This window comes from Mycolicibacter sinensis (assembly GCF_001673565.1).
Taxonomy (GTDB): domain Bacteria; phylum Actinomycetota; class Actinomycetes; order Mycobacteriales; family Mycobacteriaceae; genus Mycobacterium; species Mycobacterium sinense_C.
This window is the reverse complement of the sequence record NZ_LZMF01000136.1, coordinates 40,085-56,391: the sequence shown is the minus strand read 5'-3', so window position 1 is coordinate 56,391 and position 16,307 is coordinate 40,085. Positions and strand designations below refer to the sequence as shown.

Sequence of the window (16,307 nt, the reverse complement as noted above, 5' to 3'; positions counted from 1 at the left end):
AACGTGAACGTGATCGGCCTGACGCTGAGCAAGAACCAGGCCGTCCATGTGGAGTCGACCTTCGCCGCGATGGACACCTCGTGCAGCAGACGAGTGCTGCTGGCCGGTTGGGAGGAGTTCGACGAGCCGGTCGACCGGATCGTGTCCATCGGGGCGTTCGAGCACTTCGGCTACGACCGCTACGACGACTTCTTCAAGATGGCCCACAAGGCGCTGCCCGACGACGGGGTGATGATGCTGCACACCATCTGCGGCTTGTCCCCACAGGAAATCGTCGAACACAATATGGCGCTGACGCCCGAGCTGGCCGAGTTTCAGATCTTCCTGATGACCGAGATCTTCCCCGGCGGTGAGCTTCCCTCGGTCGGTCTGATCAAAGAACATGCCGTCAAGATGGGCTTCACCCCGAACCGCATCCAGTCACTGCAGCAGCACTACGCGATGACCCTCGATCACTGGGCGGAGGCGTTGGAGGAGCACGAGTGCGAGGCGATCGAGCTGCAGTCCGAAGAGGTCTACGAGCGCTACATGCGTTACCTCACCGGCTGCGCCCGGGAGTTCCGGGAGGGCCGCTTCGACGTCAACCAGTTCACCCTGGCGAAGTAGCGCAAGCGCAGGATCAGCTGGTGCCCAGCGGGTCGATGGTCGCGGCGATGTAGAGCATCACCGTCGACATGGCGGCCATGGTCGCGAAGTCCAGACCCCGGTCGCGCAGCACCAGCAGCCCGGCCCGATCCGGCGACAGCACCAGCCGCAGCGCGGCGGCCACTCCGGTGCCGATCCCGATCAGCAGCGCGCCGCGGCGCCAGAAGTTGGCCCCGGCCAGCACGAACGCCGCGAAGAAGATCAGGCTGACCACCACGATCGGCCACTGGGCGGCGAGCACCCGGCGCACGTGCGTCACAGTGTGCTCTCGACCCGTTCGACGACGTTGGTCAGCAGGAATGCCCGGGTCAGCGGGCCCACGCCGCCGGGGTTCGGCGAGACGTTCCCGGCCACCTCCCACACGTCGGGGTGCACGTCGCCGACCAGCCCGGCGTCGGTGCGGCTGACACCGACGTCGACGATGGCCGCCCCCGGACGCACCATGTCGGCGGTCAGCATGTGCGGCACCCCGACCGCGGCGACGATGATGTCGGCCTGCCGGGTCAGTGCCGGCAGGTCGCGGGTTGCGGTGTGGCACAACGTCACGGTGGCATTTTCCGAGCGGCGGGTCAGCAGCAGTCCCAGCGGGCGGCCGACGGTCACGCCGCGCCCGACCACCACGACATGAGCGCCGGCGATCGGCACGTCATAGCGGCGGAGCAGGTGCACGATGCCGCGCGGCGTGCACGGCAGTGCCGCCGGCGTGCCCAGCACCAGCCGGCCCAGGTTGGTCGGATGCAGTCCGTCGGCGTCCTTGGCCGGGTCGACGCGCTCCAGCGCGGCGTTCTCGTCGAGCTGCTTGGGCAGCGGCAGCTGCACGATGTAGCCGGTGCAGTCCGGGTTGGCGTTCAACTCGTCGATGGTGTCGTTGAGCTGCGCCGTGCTGGCGTCGGCGGGCAGGTCGCGGCGGATCGAGGTGATGCCGACCTTGGCGCAGTCGGCGTGCTTGCCGCGCACGTAGGCATGTGAGCCGGGGTCGTCGCCGACCAGGATGGTGCCCAGCCCGGGCGTACGGCCCGCGGCGGCCAGCGTGGCCACCCGGGCTTGGAGGTCGACGAAGATCTCGTCGCGCGTCGCCTTGCCGTCCAACGTGATCGCACCCACGCGGACAGTCTGGCATGACCACCCGCGTACTCTCCCGATATGCCCGCCCCCGACGTCTTCAGCCCCGCCAAGCTCGGCCCGATCACGCTGCGCAACCGAGTCATCAAGGCGGCCACCTTCGAGAACCGCACACCCGGTGCGCTGGCCTCCGAGGACCTGATCGAATACCACCGGCTGCCGGCAGCCGGCGGGGTGGGCATGACCACGGTCGCCTACTGCGCGGTCTCCCAAGGCGGCCGCACCTCCGACGACGGGCTGTGGATGCGTCCGGAGGCCGTTCCCGGGCTGCGCCGGCTCACCGACGCCGTGCACGCCGAGGGCGCGGCCGTCAGCGCCCAGATCGGCCACGCCGGCCCGGTCGCCGACGCCCGCTCCAACAAGGCCCGCGCCCTGGCCCCGGTGCGGTTCTTCAACCCGATCGGCATGCGGTTCGCCAAGAAGGCCAGCCGCGACGACATCGACGAAGTCACCAAGCAGCACGCCGACGCCGCCCGCTACGCCCTCGACGCCGGCTTCGACGCCGTCGAGATCCACCTCGGCCACAACTATCTGGCCAGCTCGTTTCTTTCTCCGCTGATCAACCGTCGCTCCGACGAGTTCGGCGGCTCATTGGCCAACCGCGCCAAGGTGGCCCGCGGGATCGTGCAGGCGGTCCACAAGGCGGTGGGCGGTCAGATCGCGGTGACGGCCAAGCTGAACATGTCCGACGGCGTGCGCGGCGGCATCAGCCTGGACGAGTCGCTGACCACCGCGAAGTGGCTGCAGGACGACGGCGGCCTGGACGCGCTGGAACTGACCGCCGGCAGCTCGCTGGTCAACCCGATGTACCTGTTCCGCGGGCATGCCCCGGTCAAGGAATTCGCCGGCGTCTTCCCGCCGCCGCTGCGCTGGGGCATGCGCATGACCGGCAACAAGTTCCTGCGCGAATACCCCTACCAAGACGCCTACCTGCTGAACGACGCCCGGCTGTTCCGCGCCGAGCTGTCGCTGCCGCTGATCCTGCTGGGCGGCATCACCAACCGCGAGACCATGGATCAGGCGATGGCCGAGGGCTTCGAATTCGTCGCGATGGCCCGCGCGCTGCTGGCCGAACCGGACCTGATCAACCGGATCGCCGCCGAGCCGGCGACTTTGTCGGAATGCATCCACTGCAACCAGTGCATGCCCACGATCTATCAGCGCACCCACTGCGTGGTCACCGGCGCGCCGGACTCGATCCGCTGACGATCTCGACTCACGGCGCGGTGGACAAACCACCTCTTCCCTCCGCCCGATACAGTTGATCCGATGAGTCACCCTGTTCCGCCGGTGCTGACCGTGCGCTACGACGGGTCGCAAGGCACGTTCTCCGCAGGCCACGATGTGGTCATCGGGCGTGACCTGCGCGCCGACATCCGCATCCCCCATCCCCTGGTTTCGCGCGCGCATCTGCTGCTGCGCTTCGAGCAGGGCAGATGGCTGGGAGTCGACAACGGCTCACTGAACGGCATCTACGTCAACGGCCAGCGGGTGCCGGTCGTCGAGGTCCGCGACGGTCAGGCCGTCAATCTCGGCAACCCGGACGGGCCGCGGGTGTCCTTCGAGGTCGGGCGGCACCAGGGTCAGGCCGGCCGTCCGCCGCAGACCGTCTCGATCCAGCTGCCGCCGCCGGGCCAACCCGGAATCGCCCGCCCGGGCCGGCCGCTGCAGCCGCAGGGCCGCCCATCGCATCCCGACCCGGTGCTCTACCCGGATCCGCGTTCGGCCGGGCAGCCCGGCGTGCAGCAGCCGTACCGGCCCGCCCCGCCGCCGCCGCAGCAGCAGCCGGCGCCTCCCACTCACTGGCAGCCGGCCTACCCCGGCAGCCTGGCCGGCCCGGGCGGCCCGGCGGGCGAGGCCGCGTTGCGGCCCGGCTATCAGCCTCCCGTCCAACCACCCGCGCCGCCGTCGTCGCCGGCCGAGGTGTTTCCACTGCGGCAGCCGTCCACCCGGATGGCGCCGGTGGCGGCCAAGCCCCCGGAAATGGGCAATCTCGCCACCCGGATGATCGACATCCTGCGGCCCGGTTCTGCCGCACCGCCGGAGGCACCGGCCGGTGCGATGACCATCGGCCGGGCCACCGACAACGATGTCGTCATCTCCGACGTGCTGGCCTCCCGGCACCACGCGATGCTGATCTCGACCCCGCTGGGCACCGAGATCCGCGACAGCCGCAGCATCAACGGAACGTTCGTCAACGGCGTCCGGATCGGCTCGGCGATCCTGTCCGAGGGCGACGTGGTCACGATCGGCAACGTCGACCTGGAATTCGCCGGCGGCAGCCTGCTGCGCCGCACCGAGGCCGCCTCGAAGTCTGGCGGGCTTGAGGTCCGGGACGTCTGCTTCGACGTCGAGGGCGGCAAGCGACTGATCAACAACGTCACGATGACGGCCCGGCCGGGCACCCTGACCGCGCTCATCGGCGGCTCGGGCGCCGGCAAGACGACGCTGTCGCGGCTGATCGCCGGCTACACCAAGCCGACCGCGGGTTCGGTCACCTTCGAGGGCCACAACATCCACACCGAATACGCCTCACTGCGCAGCCGGATCGGGATGGTGCCGCAGGACGACGTGGTGCACCGGCAGCTCACCGTCAACCAGGCGCTGGGCTACGCCGCCGAGCTGCGGCTGCCCCCGGACAGCACCAAAGCCGACCGGGACCGGGCGGTGGCCCAGGTCCTCGAGGAACTCGAGTTGACCAAGCACGCCGACACCCGGGTCGACAAGCTCTCCGGCGGCCAGCGCAAACGCGCGTCGGTGGCCCTGGAGTTGCTGACCGGGCCGTCGCTGCTGATCCTCGACGAGCCGACCTCGGGCCTGGACCCGGCACTGGACCGCCAGGTGATGCTGATGCTGCGCGGGCTCGCCGACGCCGGTCGCGTGGTGCTGGTGGTCACCCACTCGGTGTCCTACCTGGACGTCTGCGACCAGATTCTGCTGATGGCACCCGGCGGCAAGACCGCGTACTGCGGCCCGCCCAAAGAGGTCTTCCCGGCGATGGGCGCCGACAACTACGCCGACATCTTCGCCAACGTCGGCGCCGACCCCGACGAAGCCAACCGGCGGTTTTTGGAGCGCGAAGGCGGCCACCAGGGCACCGCCGCCCCGGTGCCCGCGACGCCGCCGACCGATTTGGGCAGCCCGCCACCGGAGAGCCTGCGAAAACAGCTGTCGACGATCGCGCGCCGCCAGGTCCGGCTGATCGTCTCCGACCGGGGCTATTCGATCTTCCTGGGGGTGTTGCCCTTCATCGTGGGTGCACTGTCGCTGACGGTGAAAGGCAAAGGCGGGCTGGGCATGCCGGGGCCCGACGCGCCGACCGAGCCGCAGTACATCATGGTGCTCCTCATCATCGGCGCGGTCTTTATGGGCACCGCGCTGACCATTCGAGATCTGATCGGGGAGCGTCCGATCTTCAAACGAGAACAGGCGGTCGGCCTGTCGACGGTCGCCTATCTGCTGGCCAAGGTCGGGGTGTTCTGCGCGTTCGCCACCGCACAGGGCGCGATTGCCACCATGATCGTGATTCTGGGCAAAGGTGGGCCGACGCAGGGCGCGGTGATGTTCGGCAGCGCGAATTTCGACTTGTTCCTCGCGGTCGCCGGAACCTGCGTCGCCTCAGCGATTCTCGGACTGGCGCTGTCGTCGTTCGCGCAGTCCAACGAGCAGATCATGCCGATGCTGGTGGTGTCGATCATGTCGCAGCTGGTGCTGGCCGGTGGCATGATCCCGGTGACCGGACGGATCGGGCTCGCCCAGGCCGCCTGGGTGACGCCGGGCCGGTGGGGCTACGCCGCGGGCGCGTCCGCGATCGACTTCAACAAGCTGGTCAACGTGCCGCAGATCCCCAAGGACCATCTGTGGGACCACACCAAGGGCATCTTCTTGCTCGACATGGGGATGTTGGCCCTGCTGTCGGTGTTCTACACCGTGGTGGTGTGGTGGAAGATCCGGCTCAAGCGCTGAGCTCAGCGCTGGTCGGGCTCGCTGTCCAAGCGCAGACCGTGGGCGAGCGCATACGCCATCGCCTGGCCGATATCGATGCGCGCGCCGGTCAGCGACGCGGTGGTCCACAGCGTCGCGTCGACCCGCGCCCCGCGCAGGTCCGCCTCGTCCAGCCGGGTGCTGCTGGTACGGGCGCCGGTCAGATCGGCCCCGCGCAGCACCGCTTTACGCAGGTCGGCCTCCACCAGATTGGCTTCGCGCAGCCGGCAGCCGCTGAGGTCCACGCCGCGTAGGTCGCTGCCACCAAGCCCGGCCAAGGTGAAGTCCACATCCTCGAGCACTACCGGCCGCATCCGGCACTGCACGAATGACGAGCCCAGCATGCTGCACTGGGAGAACTCGCTGTGCCACAACGAGGTCCGCTCGAATCGGCAGTTGCGGAACGCCGAACCGCGGTGCTGCGACTCGGCGAAATTGGCGCCGCTGAAATCGCAGCCGTCGAACACCACCCGCTCGGTGCGCAGTCGCGAGAGGTCCTCGTCGCGAAAGTCGTGGCCCGCGAATTCACGCCCGGACCACAGCGGCGCCTCGCTCAACCGTTGGAGACCAGGCTGGCCAGCGCGTACTCGCTGATGGCGATCAGCGCGTCGCGGGCGGACCGCTGGTCGCGCGCGTCGACGGCGATCACCGGGATGTGGTCCGGCAGGGCGAGCGCCTTGCGCACGGCGGCGACCGGGTAGCGCGGGGCGCCCTCGAACTCGTTGACCGCGATCAAGAACGGCAGGTTGCGGTGTTCGAAGAAGTCGACCGCGGCGAAGCTGTCCTGCAACCGCCGGCAGTCGGCCAGGATGATCGCACCGATCGCGCCGCGCACCAGGTCGTCCCACATGAACCAGAACCGGCGCTGACCGGGCGTCCCGAACAGGTACAGCACCAGGTCATCGGCGAGCGTGATGCGGCCGAAGTCCATCGCCACCGTGGTGGTCCGCTTGTCCGGGGTGGGCTCCAGGGTGTCGACGGCCGCCGAGGCGTCGGTGACCAGCGCCTCGGTGCGCAACGGCATGATCTCGGAGACCGTGCCGACGAACGTGGTCTTGCCGACCCCGAACCCGCCCGCGATGACGATCTTCGTCGAGGCTGAGTCCTGCTCGCGGCGCGGGCTATCCGAGCGCTCGTAGGCCACGCAGCGTCCTTCCTATCAGTTCTCGGCGTTCGTCCCGGGTGGACGCCTCGTTCAGCGTGCGACGCACCCGAAGGTAGCCCGAGGTGATCAGATCCCCCACCAGGACGCGCGCAACACCCAACGGCAGGTCCAGCCGAGCCGAGATCTCGGCGACCGACGGGCCCGTCCGACACAGTTCGACGATCCGGCCGCGTGGGTCGCTGGCCGGCCACTGGTTGGGTTCCGCCGGCCGCAAGGTCTGCACCGGGGCTTCCAGCGGAAGCCTGACGTCGGTGTGGGTCCTACCGGCGGTCAGCGTATACGGGCGTACCAGATGCGCTTCGGCCTCCGGGCTGTCGGCGCGCTCAGGACTGTCCATTTCACCGGGTCCTTACGAGCGCCGGCCCGGTGCCGACGACGCATTCCGGCGCGCCGACTGCACCACCGCGCCGACCCGTTCCACCAGGACAGCCATCTCGTAGCCGATCTGACCGATGTCGCAGGAGGAGCTCGCCAGCGTCGCCAGGTGCGAACCGTCGCCGACTCGCATCAGCAGCAGGTAGCCGTGCTCCATCTCCACCACCGACTGCAGCACCCGCCCGCCCTCGAACAACTGAGCCGCTCCACCGGCCAGGCTGGCCAATCCGGACGCCACCGCGCCGAGCTGGTCGGCCCGCTCCTTGGGCAGGTGCTCGCTGGCCGCGACCGTCAGTCCGTCGACCGACACCAGCACAGCGTGCGACACCCCCGGCACCTCGCGGGCGAAGGTGGTCACCAGCCAGTCCAACGAGCCTTCGGGGGCGCGCCGCTGGTCACTGGGTTCGGTGGGGAAAGTCATTGCTGATTATGTCCCTGGTCGGTGTCGAGGCCAGTCTCGAGGCCGGTGTCCCGGGCGTGCGACCTCGCGGCGCGCACCCCGCTGAAGTGGCTGCTGATCGAGGCGCGGATCGCCGCGGGATCCCGCTCCGGCGCCTCGTGGGCGGGCCCGCGCGGCACGCCGTTGGATGCTACCGGCTCGTCGGTGCCGCCCGGAACGTCCGGCCCCTGCGGCGGCGTCTCGGCTTCGGCCGAGCCGGGCACCAGTCGGGCGCCGGGTTCGCGGACCGGCAGGCCGTGCTCGGTGTGGGCGGCGACGGGGATGTTCTCCACTTCGGCGGCCACCGACCAGCCGCGGTCCCACACCGACTGCCAGTCCAGGTCGGCGCGCAGACTGGGGTCATTGGGATCGGCACCCAACGCTTCGGAGAGCATCCGCTGATAGATCGTGTCGGTGTCGGGGTCATCCTCGGTGCGCTCGACCCGGGCCCGCGCCGCGAAGTAGGCCGACGTGTCTGCCGGCGAGGTCTTTTCCACCACCGGCTCGGGCTCGCGATCGTCCTCTTCGGCCGGTTCTGCGGGTTCCGCTGCGGGTTCTGCTGCAGGTTCTGCTGCAGGTTCTTCGGAGGCCTCCCACCAGGGCTGCGGCAGTTCGCGGCGGACCCGGCCGGCGTCGGCCGCCTCGTGCACCGACTGCTCGGTCGGCACGCCGGTGATGCCGCTGGAGCCCGGCGTGCGGCGCGGCAGCAGCGAGACGACGGGCCCGGGCTCGACGTCCTCGGGTGGCGCATATGGCTCGGGCTCGTCGACCGGGTAGTCCTGGTAGTCCTGGTAGTCCTGGGGTTCGGGCGGGTAGGACGGCACCGCCGGCGGGGCGGGGGGTGCCGGATACTGCGGCCGGGCCGGCTCGTCGGCGGGCCGGTGGGTCAGCAGGTGCGCCGGCAGGTACACCTCGGCGGTGATGCCGCGCGAGCCCTGCGAGGCGGGGAACAGCCGGACCTCGATCCCGTGCCGGTGCGCCAGCCGGGAGATCACGAACAGACCCATGTGGCGGGCGTTCTCCGGACTGAACTCGCCGCCGGACGCCAGCCGCATGTTGGCCATCCGCAGGTCGGCGTCGGTCATCCCCAACCCGGCGTCGACCACCTCGACCACCACCCCGCCGTCGTTCTCGAAGCCGGCGACCACCCGCACCGGCTCCGTCGGCGCCGAGTAGCGCAAGGCGTTGTCGATCAACTCCGCGAGCAGGTGCACGCCGTCCGCCGCCGCGGCGCCGATCACCGTGATGTCGGGCACCAGCACCGTCTGCACCCGGTGGTAGCCCTCCACCTCCGAGGCGGCGGCACTGATCAGCGTGGCCAGCGAGATCGGCCGGCCCCGCTCGTGCGGCACCCGGGCACCGGCCAGTACCAGCAGGTTCGCGCCGTTGCGCCGCATCCGGGCGGCGAGGTGGTCCAGCCGGAACAGGCTCTCGAGGCGGTCCGGGTCGTCCTCGTTGCGCTCCAACCGGTCGATGAGCGCCAACTGTTGGTCGACCAGGGACCGGTTGCGCCGCGACATCGTCTCGAACATCTCGTTGACCAGGCGCCGCAGCCGGGCCTCGTCACCGGCCAACAACAGCGCCTGCGCGTGCAGCTCGTCGACAGCGTGGGCGACCTGACCGACCTCCTCGGTGGTGTAGACCGGCAGCGGCGCAGGCTCGCGTTCGTCACCGGCGCGCACCCGGGCGATCTCGTGTTCGAGGTCGGCATGCGCGACCTGCAGCGCGCTGTCGCGCAGCGTGCGCAGCGGCCGCACCAGCGAACGCGCCACCAAATACACCGCCAGCAGCGTGGCGACGATGGCGGCCAGCACCAGCGCGATGTCGCGGATGGCGGCGGCGCGCCGGTCGGCGGCGCGGTCCTCCACCGCCTTGGTCACCGCCCCGGTGTTCTCGGCGATCAGCCGCGCGGCGATCTGGTCGGTGGTGCGGATGGAGTCGCGCAGCACCGGGTTGTTGGGCAGCACCTGCTCGGGGTCGGACATGATCGCCATCCGGGTGACCAGCTGCTGCTGCAGGCTCTTGGCCTCCGGGGAGTCGACGCCGAGTACCTCGCTCATCCCGAACAGCGTGGACGGCTCGGTGCCCGCCAACGTCATCATCGAGGTGCGCAGTTCCGGGTCGGGAAGCTCCCCGCCCCGGTTGACCAGCAGTTCCTGCATCATCATCTGACCGCGGGCGCCGACGGCGCGGCTCAGGCCCTCGGTCTGCGACCGGATCCGTTCACTGTCCAGACGCACCGACCCGTTGATGGCGTCCTCGGCGGTCAGCAGGATCGGCGCGTAGCCGGTCACCTCGTCGCGCAGACCGATGCCGATGGTCGACACCCGATCCAGCAGCCCCGCGCCACGCTCGATGAGCGTGCCCACCCCGGAGCGCACGTCGGTGGCGACGTCGGTGTGCGACAGCCGCGAGGCCAGCTCGTACTTGCGGTTCTCGAAGTTCTTCCTGGCACCCTCGGCGTCCCCGTCGGAGGAGACGGCCACCAGCGCATCGCCCAGCGCCGACATGTAATTGGTGATCGCCGGGACCATCTCGGCGCGGTCGGCGACCAGTTGGAGCTGGTTGGCCTCCGACAGCGCGCTGGAGACCCGGAGCCCGCCGAAGACCGCGGCCAGCAGCATCGGCAGCAGGGCGATCGCCAGCACCTTCCACCGCACCGGCCAGTTGCGCACCGACCACCGCGACGGGCGTTTCACCGCCAGCGCGTCCGGCTCTTCCGCGTAGTCCTCGAATGCTGAATCCACCCCGTCCGGGTGGTCGAAGAGCGTCACCGCTCGGCGGCCGGATCGCCGACCGCTCGGCTGAAATTCACCGTTTGCGCCTTCTTCATCGGAGCTTCCGGCGTATCGCACCCGCTGAACCCTGAGCGGTGTGAGACCCGCCTTGATCTAGGCCGTCCCTACGTCGGCAATTCGACGAGTATGACAGTCCGCGCGTGCCACCACCATAGCCTTTACCGAAAAGGCACAGCTCCTGAGATGGTTTCGTGTCCGGTGGCCGCTCCCCCGGGCTGAGCCTCAGGCCGTAACCTCAGCTGCGTGTTTCGGGTGCTGTTCTATTCGCCGCGCATCCCGCCCAATACCGGCAACGCGATCCGGATGGTCGCGGCCACCGGCGCCGAGCTGCATCTGGTGGAGCCGCTGGGCTTCGACCTGTCCGAGCCCAAACTGCGCCGCGCCGGGCTGGACTATCACGACCTGGCCGCGGTCACCGTGCACCCGTCCTTGCCGGATGCCTGGGCCGCCCTGATGCCGGCCCGGGTGTTCGCCTTCACCGCCCATGCGCAAGCCTCGTTCGCGCAGGTGCGCTACCAAGCCGGCGACGTGCTGATGTTCGGCCCGGAGCCCGAGGGCCTGGATGCGGCAACGCTGGCCGATCCGCACATCACCGCGCAGGTGCGTATCCCGATGCTGCCCGGCCGGCGCTCACTGAACCTGTCGAATGCCGCCGCGGTCGCGGCTTATGAGGCCTGGCGCCAGCACGGGTTCGCCGGCGGAATGTGACGCGGTTTCACCACGTGTCCCAGTGCGCCACCTGCTCGGCCGGCAGTCGCTTGGCCGGCTTGAAGTCGGTGCCCTGGGTGTAGGCGATCGGGAACAGCCCGCCCTGGCTGTACTCCTCGTAGGGGATGCCGAGCACCTCGGCGGTCTGCTTCTCGCCGTCCTCGAGCAGGTGCAGCGTCGTCCAGCAGGAGCCCAACCCGCGGGAGCGCAACGCCAGGCAGTAGCTCCAGGCGGCCGGGAACAGCGACGCCCAGAACGACGCGCTGATGCCCAGCGACGCCTTCTCCGGCCGTCCCTCCAGACACGGGATCAGCATCACCGGCACCTCGTGTAGGTGCTCGGCCAGGTATTTGGCCGAGCCGCTGACCAGGTCCATCCGCTCACTGCGGACGTCGCCCTCGCCGTAGTCGGGCCGCAGCCGGTCCAGATACGGCAGGGCGTTGGTGCGGTAGATGTCGGCGATCGCCTGCTTCTTGACCGGGTCGGTGATGAACATCCACTGCCAGCCCTGGGCGTTGGAGCCGGTGGGGGCCTGCAGCGCGATCTCGAGGCACTCCATCAGCACCTCGCGCGGAACCGGCTTGTCGAGGTCGAGTCGCTTGCGGACCGATCGGGTGGTGGTCAGGACTTCGTCTGCGGACAAGTTGAGGTTCACCTGTGCAGGCTAACTGCTAATTCTGCCGAAGTTTCACACCGCGCGATATCGCCGTGGTGCCGGCCTTCATCAGCAGGCGTTTGACTCGCATGGCGCCCGCTCCCGCGGTGGAGGCCAGGATCGACCGGTCCGACGGGACGAATTCAAGCGGATCACCTTCGCGCAGTTCCCCATTGCGGACCACCGTGCCGTAGACACCGAGGCAGTGATTGGTGTGGGCGGCGATGCTGCGGGTGATCTGCCGGTCGCGACTCAACTCAGGCTGGGGGTGCGACGGCATCACGCAGCGGACGGTGGGCAGCAGCGGTTTGACGGCGGCCAGCGGCGCCTGCAATGTGCCTCCGCACCAGTCGGTCTCGGGATGGCCGGAAGCCCCGGAAGTGCTAGCCGCATCTACCAGGATGGTGGGGCGAAAGCGCCGAACGTCGAAGTCGGAGCCCGGGGTCAGCCCGGCCATTGTGCGCAGGGTCTGCTCGGTGACCACGTGCACCGGATAGGCGTCGACGTAGCTGCCGACCGGCGTGATGTAGCGGCTCAGCTCGGCGAGCTTCTTGACCGGAAACATCGACAGATCCGGCAGGGGTTCGTCCTCGTCGAGACCGAAGTACTGGTGCAGATCGGCAGCGCTCGCCATGGACCCGCGATACTGGTCGCGGTCCTCGATCGGTGGCAGCGGCCGCAGTTCGACGTCTCGGTCGAGATACGACGAGAGCGCGGCGTGGACGTGCGGGTCGGAACTGGAGATCTCGCTGCCGTCGGGGAATTCGATGACCACCTCCGGTGCGTGGCCGGGACCGGCTTCCGGTGGCGGCGGCAGCGCATAGCGCGCTGTGCACAACAACAGCCCCGCCAGGCGCTTGGCGCTGGTGGTCGCATTCTTCTCCAGGTCGCGGACCGCCCATGTCCGGTCCGCATGCAGGCCCAGTTTGCCGACCCCGGCGGTGGTGACGCGCTGTCCGGCCATGGATTTCACCGGGTAGCGCCAAATGCCGGTGATTCGACCGACCTCGCCCATACTCTGCAGAGCTTAATCGGCCCGCGATGGGTTTCGGGGCGGGTCCGGTGTCACCGGAAGTCGCGGGAGCGCGACCCCACCACCAGCTCGAGTGCGCCCAGTCGCTCGGCCAGCACGGTGACCGCGCCGCTGGCGTTCTGCACCCGCCCGCGGATCAGCAGTGCCGTCGCGGTCTGCGCCAACCGGCGATGCCGCGTCCACACCCCCGGCGTGCACAGCACGTTGACCATCCCGGTCTCGTCCTCGAGGTTGACGAACGTCACCCCGCGGGCGGTCGCCGGCCGCTGCCGGTGCGTCACCGCGCCGGCCACCAGCACCCGGCTGCCGTCCGGGACGGCGGTGAGCTGCCCGGCTGGGATGACCCCGGCCGCGTCGAGGTCGGCGCGCAGGAACTGGGTCGGGAAGCTGTCCGGCGACACCCCGGTGGCCCACACGTCGGCGGCGGACAGTTCGATCTCGCTCATCCCGGGCAGCGCCGGCGTGTGCGACGACACCCCCACCCCGGGCAACCGGTCCGGCCGCTGGCCCGCCGCTGCCCCGGCCGCCCACAACGCCTCGCGCCGCGACGTGCCGAAGCAACCGAACGCGCCGGCGGTCGCCAGCGCCTCGGCCTGCGGGCCCGAAAGCTGCACCCGGGCGGTCAGATCCAGCATCGAGGCGAACGGGCCACGGGCCTCGCGGTCGGCCACCAGCCGCTCGGCGAGATCGTCACCGATGCCGCGGACCGCACCCAACCCGAGCCGGACCTGGGTGCCGTCGCGCTCCAGCGTGGCGTGCGCCAGGCTGGCGTTGACGCACGGGCCGTGCACCACGACCCCGTGCCGGCGGGCGTCGGCGACCAGCGACTGCGGCGAATAGAAGCCCATCGGTTGCGCCCGCAGCAGTGCGGCACAGAACGCGGCCGGGTGGTGCAGCTTGAACCAGGACGAGTAGAACACCAGTGACGCGAAGCTCATCGCGTGGCTCTCCGGAAACCCGTAGTTGGCGAAGGCTTCCAGCTTTTCGTAGATCCGGTCGGCCACCGCACCGGTGATGCCATGACACTCGGCCATGCCGCTGTAGAACCGGTCCCGCAACCGGCGCATCCGCTCCGGGGACCGCTTGGAGCCCATCGCGCGGCGCAGCTGGTCGGCTTCGCCCGCGGTGAATCCGGCGCAGTCCACCGCCAGCGTCATCAGCTGCTCCTGAAACAGTGGGATTCCCAGGGTTTTCTGCAGCGCCCGCTCCATGCAGGGATGCTCGTAGGCCACCGGGTCGATGCCGTTGCGGCGGCGAATGTAGGGATGCACCGACCCGCCCTGGATCGGCCCGGGCCGGATCAGCGCCACTTGCACCACCAGGTCGTAGAACACCCGGGGACGCAGTCGCGGCAGGGTGGCCATCTGCGCGCGCGACTCCACCTGGAACACCCCGACCGAGTCGGCGCGGGACAACATCTCATACACCGCCGGCTCGGACAGATCGATTGCGGCCAGGTCCACCTCGATGCCCTTGTGCTCGGCCACCAGGTCGATCGCGTAGTGCAGCGCGGAGAGCATGCCCAGCCCCAGCAGGTCGAACTTCACCAGACCGATTGCCGCACAGTCGTCTTTGTCCCACTGCAGCACACTGCGACCGGGCATCCGCGCCCATTCCACCGGGCACACGTCGGCGATCGGGCGGTCACAGATCACCATGCCGCCGGAGTGGATGCCCAGATGCCTTGGCAGGTCGGCGATCTGGGTGGCCAAGTCGATCACCTGCTCGGGTATGCCTTGGGTATCGGCGTCGTCGGCGCGGCTCAATGCGCCCCACCGGCCCAGCTGCTTGCTCCAGGCGTCCTGCTGGCCCGGCGAGTAGCCCAGCGCGCGGGCCATGTCCCGCACCGCGCTGCGACTCCGGTAGGTGATGACGTTGGCGACCTGGGCGGCGTGGTCGCGGCCGTATTTGTCGTAGACGTACTGGATCACCTCTTCCCGGCGATCCGACTCGATGTCGATGTCGATGTCGGGCGGGCCGTCGCGGGCCGGGGACAAAAACCGCTCGAACAGCAACCCATTGGCCACCGGGTCGACCGCCGTGATACCCAGGGCATAGCAGACCGCGGAGTTGGCCGCCGATCCCCTGCCCTGGCACAGGATGTCGCTGTCCCGGCAGAACCGGGTGATGTCGTGCACGACCAGGAAATACCCCGGAAACCCCAGCTGCGCAATGACTTCCAGTTCGCGATCGATCTGGGCATACGCTTTTCGAGCGCATGGCCCGCGCCCGGGCGGGCCGTAGCGGTCCGCGGCGCCGGCCAGGGTCAGCTGACGCAGCCAGCTGTCCTCGGTGTGGCCGTCCGGGACGGCAAACGGCGGCAGCTGCGGGGCGATCAGCGCCAGCGAGAACGCGCACTGCTCGCCGAGTTCGGCCGCGGCCGGCACCGCCGACGGGTGTGCCGCGAACAGCCGGGCCATCTCCGCGCCGGAGCGCAGATGCGAGCCGCCCAGCGGGGCCAGTCGGCCGGCGGCGGCATCCAGCGACTGCCGGGCCCGGATCGCCCCCATCGCCATCGCCAGCCGTCCCCGGTCCGGCCCGGCGAAATGCGCTGCGGTGGTGGCCACCAGCGAAACCCCGAACCGGGGCGCCAGCGCCGCCAGAACCGCGTTGCGCTCGTCGTCGCAGGGATCGCCGTGCCGGGTCAGCTCGACACTGACCCGCTCGGCCCCGAACCGGTCGACCAGATCGGCCAGCGCCGTCGCCGCCGCGTCCGGACCACCGGCGGCCAGCGCCTGGCGGACGTGCCCCTTGCGGCATCCGGTCAGGATGTGCCAGTGCCCGCCCGCCGCGCCGGTCAGCGTGTCCAGATCGAAACGCGGCCTGTCTTTTTCGCCGGCCAGGTGTGCGGCGGCGATCTGCCGCGACAACCGCCGGTAGCCCTCCGGGCCGCGGGCCAGCACCAGCAGGTGCGGGCCGGGCGGGTCCGGGTCGTCGGTGCGGGCCTTGTCCCCCAGCGACAGCTCGGCGCCGAAGACGGTGGCGATCTGGTGTCCCGCGGCGGTCAGTTCGGCGGCCGCCTCGGCGAACCGCACCACCCCGTACAAACCGTTGTGGTCGGTCAGCGCGATCGCCCGCAGGCCCAGCCGGGCGGCCTCGGCGACCAGCTCCTGCGGAGTGCTGGCCCCGTCGAGGAAGCTGTAGGCCGAGTGCGCGTGCAGCTCGGCATAAGGGACCGTCGGGCCGGCCGGCCTGGGCCGCTCGGGTCGCGGCGTCGACCGGCCGCGATCGGCCGACACACCGGCCGGCTGATCGGTGTGACGAGGCTTACCATTGAGCACTCGCTCCATTTCCGCCCAGCTCGGCGGCCCACTGCCCCAGCTCACACCCACCACGATATCGAACGTGTGTGCGATTCGCGTACCCGTGGGTGTTGGAAAGAA

General features: G+C 69.9%; 14 protein-coding genes. 4 read left to right on the top strand and 10 right to left on the bottom strand.

Annotated elements, in window-relative coordinates; genetic code table 11:
• The coding region (locus A5648_RS19605; RefSeq protein ID WP_065026151.1) for a class I SAM-dependent methyltransferase at nt 1-606 on the top strand (606 nt) is incomplete at its 5' end.
• 13 nt (nt 607-619) lie between these two features.
• Here A5648_RS19605 and A5648_RS19600 read toward each other — a convergent pair.
• Nucleotides 620-904, bottom strand: a complete 285-nt coding sequence (locus A5648_RS19600) for a DUF3017 domain-containing protein (RefSeq protein WP_065026144.1) — start codon at nt 902-904, stop codon at nt 620-622.
• A complete protein-coding gene (locus tag A5648_RS19595; RefSeq protein WP_065026143.1) occupies nt 901-1,749 on the bottom strand; it encodes a bifunctional methylenetetrahydrofolate dehydrogenase/methenyltetrahydrofolate cyclohydrolase in 849 nt (282 codons plus the stop codon). The genes A5648_RS19600 and A5648_RS19595 overlap by 4 nt, the downstream gene beginning before the upstream one ends.
• Nucleotides 1,750-1,788: 39 nt before the next feature.
• Here A5648_RS19595 and A5648_RS19590 point away from each other — a divergent pair, with 39 nt between their 5' ends.
• Both A5648_RS19590 and A5648_RS19585 read left to right on the top strand, forming a co-directional pair.
• The gene (locus A5648_RS19590) at nt 1,789-2,973 is read left to right on the top strand and encodes an NADH:flavin oxidoreductase (protein ID WP_065026142.1); all 1,185 of its coding nucleotides are present in this window, start codon (nt 1,789-1,791) and stop codon (nt 2,971-2,973) included.
• Between the two features lie 63 nt (nt 2,974-3,036).
• On the top strand, nt 3,037-5,733 hold the full coding sequence (locus tag A5648_RS19585) for an ATP-binding cassette domain-containing protein (protein WP_065026141.1): 2,697 nt from the start codon (nt 3,037-3,039) through the stop codon (nt 5,731-5,733).
• 2 nt (nt 5,734-5,735) lie between these two features.
• Here the strand turns inward: A5648_RS19585 and A5648_RS19580 are convergent, their stop codons facing one another.
• From A5648_RS19580 to A5648_RS19560, 5 genes are read right to left on the bottom strand one after another with little or no spacing between them, the layout of a single operon-like run.
• Nucleotides 5,736-6,308 (bottom strand): pentapeptide repeat-containing protein, encoded by a 573-nt coding sequence (locus tag A5648_RS19580; RefSeq protein ID WP_065026140.1) that lies wholly within the window; start codon nt 6,306-6,308, stop codon nt 5,736-5,738.
• Complete coding sequence (locus A5648_RS19575) at nt 6,305-6,895, bottom strand: GTP-binding protein (RefSeq protein ID WP_065026139.1); 591 nt, start codon at nt 6,893-6,895, stop codon at nt 6,305-6,307. The genes A5648_RS19580 and A5648_RS19575 overlap by 4 nt, the downstream gene beginning before the upstream one ends.
• Nucleotides 6,873-7,253, bottom strand: coding sequence for a DUF742 domain-containing protein (locus A5648_RS19570; RefSeq protein ID WP_065026138.1), 381 nt, complete (start codon nt 7,251-7,253; stop codon nt 6,873-6,875). Before A5648_RS19570 ends, A5648_RS19575 begins: the two co-directional genes overlap by 23 nt.
• Nucleotides 7,254-7,265: 12 nt before the next feature.
• On the bottom strand, nt 7,266-7,712 hold the full coding sequence (locus A5648_RS19565; RefSeq protein ID WP_065026137.1) for a roadblock/LC7 domain-containing protein: 447 nt from the start codon (nt 7,710-7,712) through the stop codon (nt 7,266-7,268).
• Nucleotides 7,709-10,504, bottom strand: coding sequence for a sensor histidine kinase (locus A5648_RS19560; protein WP_065026136.1), 2,796 nt, complete (start codon nt 10,502-10,504; stop codon nt 7,709-7,711). The genes A5648_RS19565 and A5648_RS19560 overlap by 4 nt, the downstream gene beginning before the upstream one ends.
• Before the next feature lie 267 nt (nt 10,505-10,771).
• On the opposite strand from A5648_RS19560, the gene A5648_RS19555 reads away from it, so the two are divergent.
• Nucleotides 10,772-11,236 carry a tRNA (cytidine(34)-2'-O)-methyltransferase gene (locus A5648_RS19555; protein ID WP_065026135.1) on the top strand — a complete coding sequence of 155 codons (465 nt, stop codon included), beginning with the start codon at nt 10,772-10,774 and terminating at the stop codon, nt 11,234-11,236.
• A 7-nt stretch (nt 11,237-11,243) separates the two neighbouring features.
• Here the strand turns inward: A5648_RS19555 and A5648_RS19550 are convergent, their stop codons facing one another.
• Genes A5648_RS19550 through A5648_RS19540 form a run of 3 tightly spaced genes read right to left on the bottom strand, consistent with a single transcriptional unit; the run spans nt 11,244 to nt 16,250 of the window.
• A complete protein-coding gene (locus A5648_RS19550) occupies nt 11,244-11,891 on the bottom strand; it encodes a nitroreductase family protein (protein WP_065026134.1) in 648 nt (215 codons plus the stop codon).
• Nucleotides 11,892-11,907: 16 nt separating this feature from the next.
• Entirely contained in the window at nt 11,908-12,906 is a 999-nt protein-coding gene (locus A5648_RS19545) for an MOSC domain-containing protein (protein ID WP_065026133.1), read from the bottom strand.
• 50 nt (nt 12,907-12,956) lie between these two features.
• Nucleotides 12,957-16,250 carry an error-prone DNA polymerase gene (locus A5648_RS19540; protein WP_065026150.1) on the bottom strand — a complete coding sequence of 1,098 codons (3,294 nt, stop codon included), beginning with the start codon at nt 16,248-16,250 and terminating at the stop codon, nt 12,957-12,959.
• Nucleotides 16,251-16,307: the final 57 nt, after the last annotated feature.

Excerpts from the sequence above, each read along its gene's own strand:
- A5648_RS19565 (WP_065026137.1), bottom strand. The coding sequence starts at position 7,712 with ATGACTTTCCCCACCGAACCCAGTGACCAGCGGCGCGCCCCCGAAGGC.
- A5648_RS19570 (WP_065026138.1), bottom strand. The coding sequence starts at position 7,253 with ATGGACAGTCCTGAGCGCGCCGACAGCCCGGAGGCCGAAGCGCATCTG.
- A5648_RS19545 (WP_065026133.1), bottom strand. The coding sequence starts at position 12,906 with ATGGGCGAGGTCGGTCGAATCACCGGCATTTGGCGCTACCCGGTGAAA.
- A5648_RS19585 (WP_065026141.1), top strand. The coding sequence starts at position 3,037 with ATGAGTCACCCTGTTCCGCCGGTGCTGACCGTGCGCTACGACGGGTCG.
- A5648_RS19590 (WP_065026142.1), top strand. The coding sequence starts at position 1,789 with ATGCCCGCCCCCGACGTCTTCAGCCCCGCCAAGCTCGGCCCGATCACG.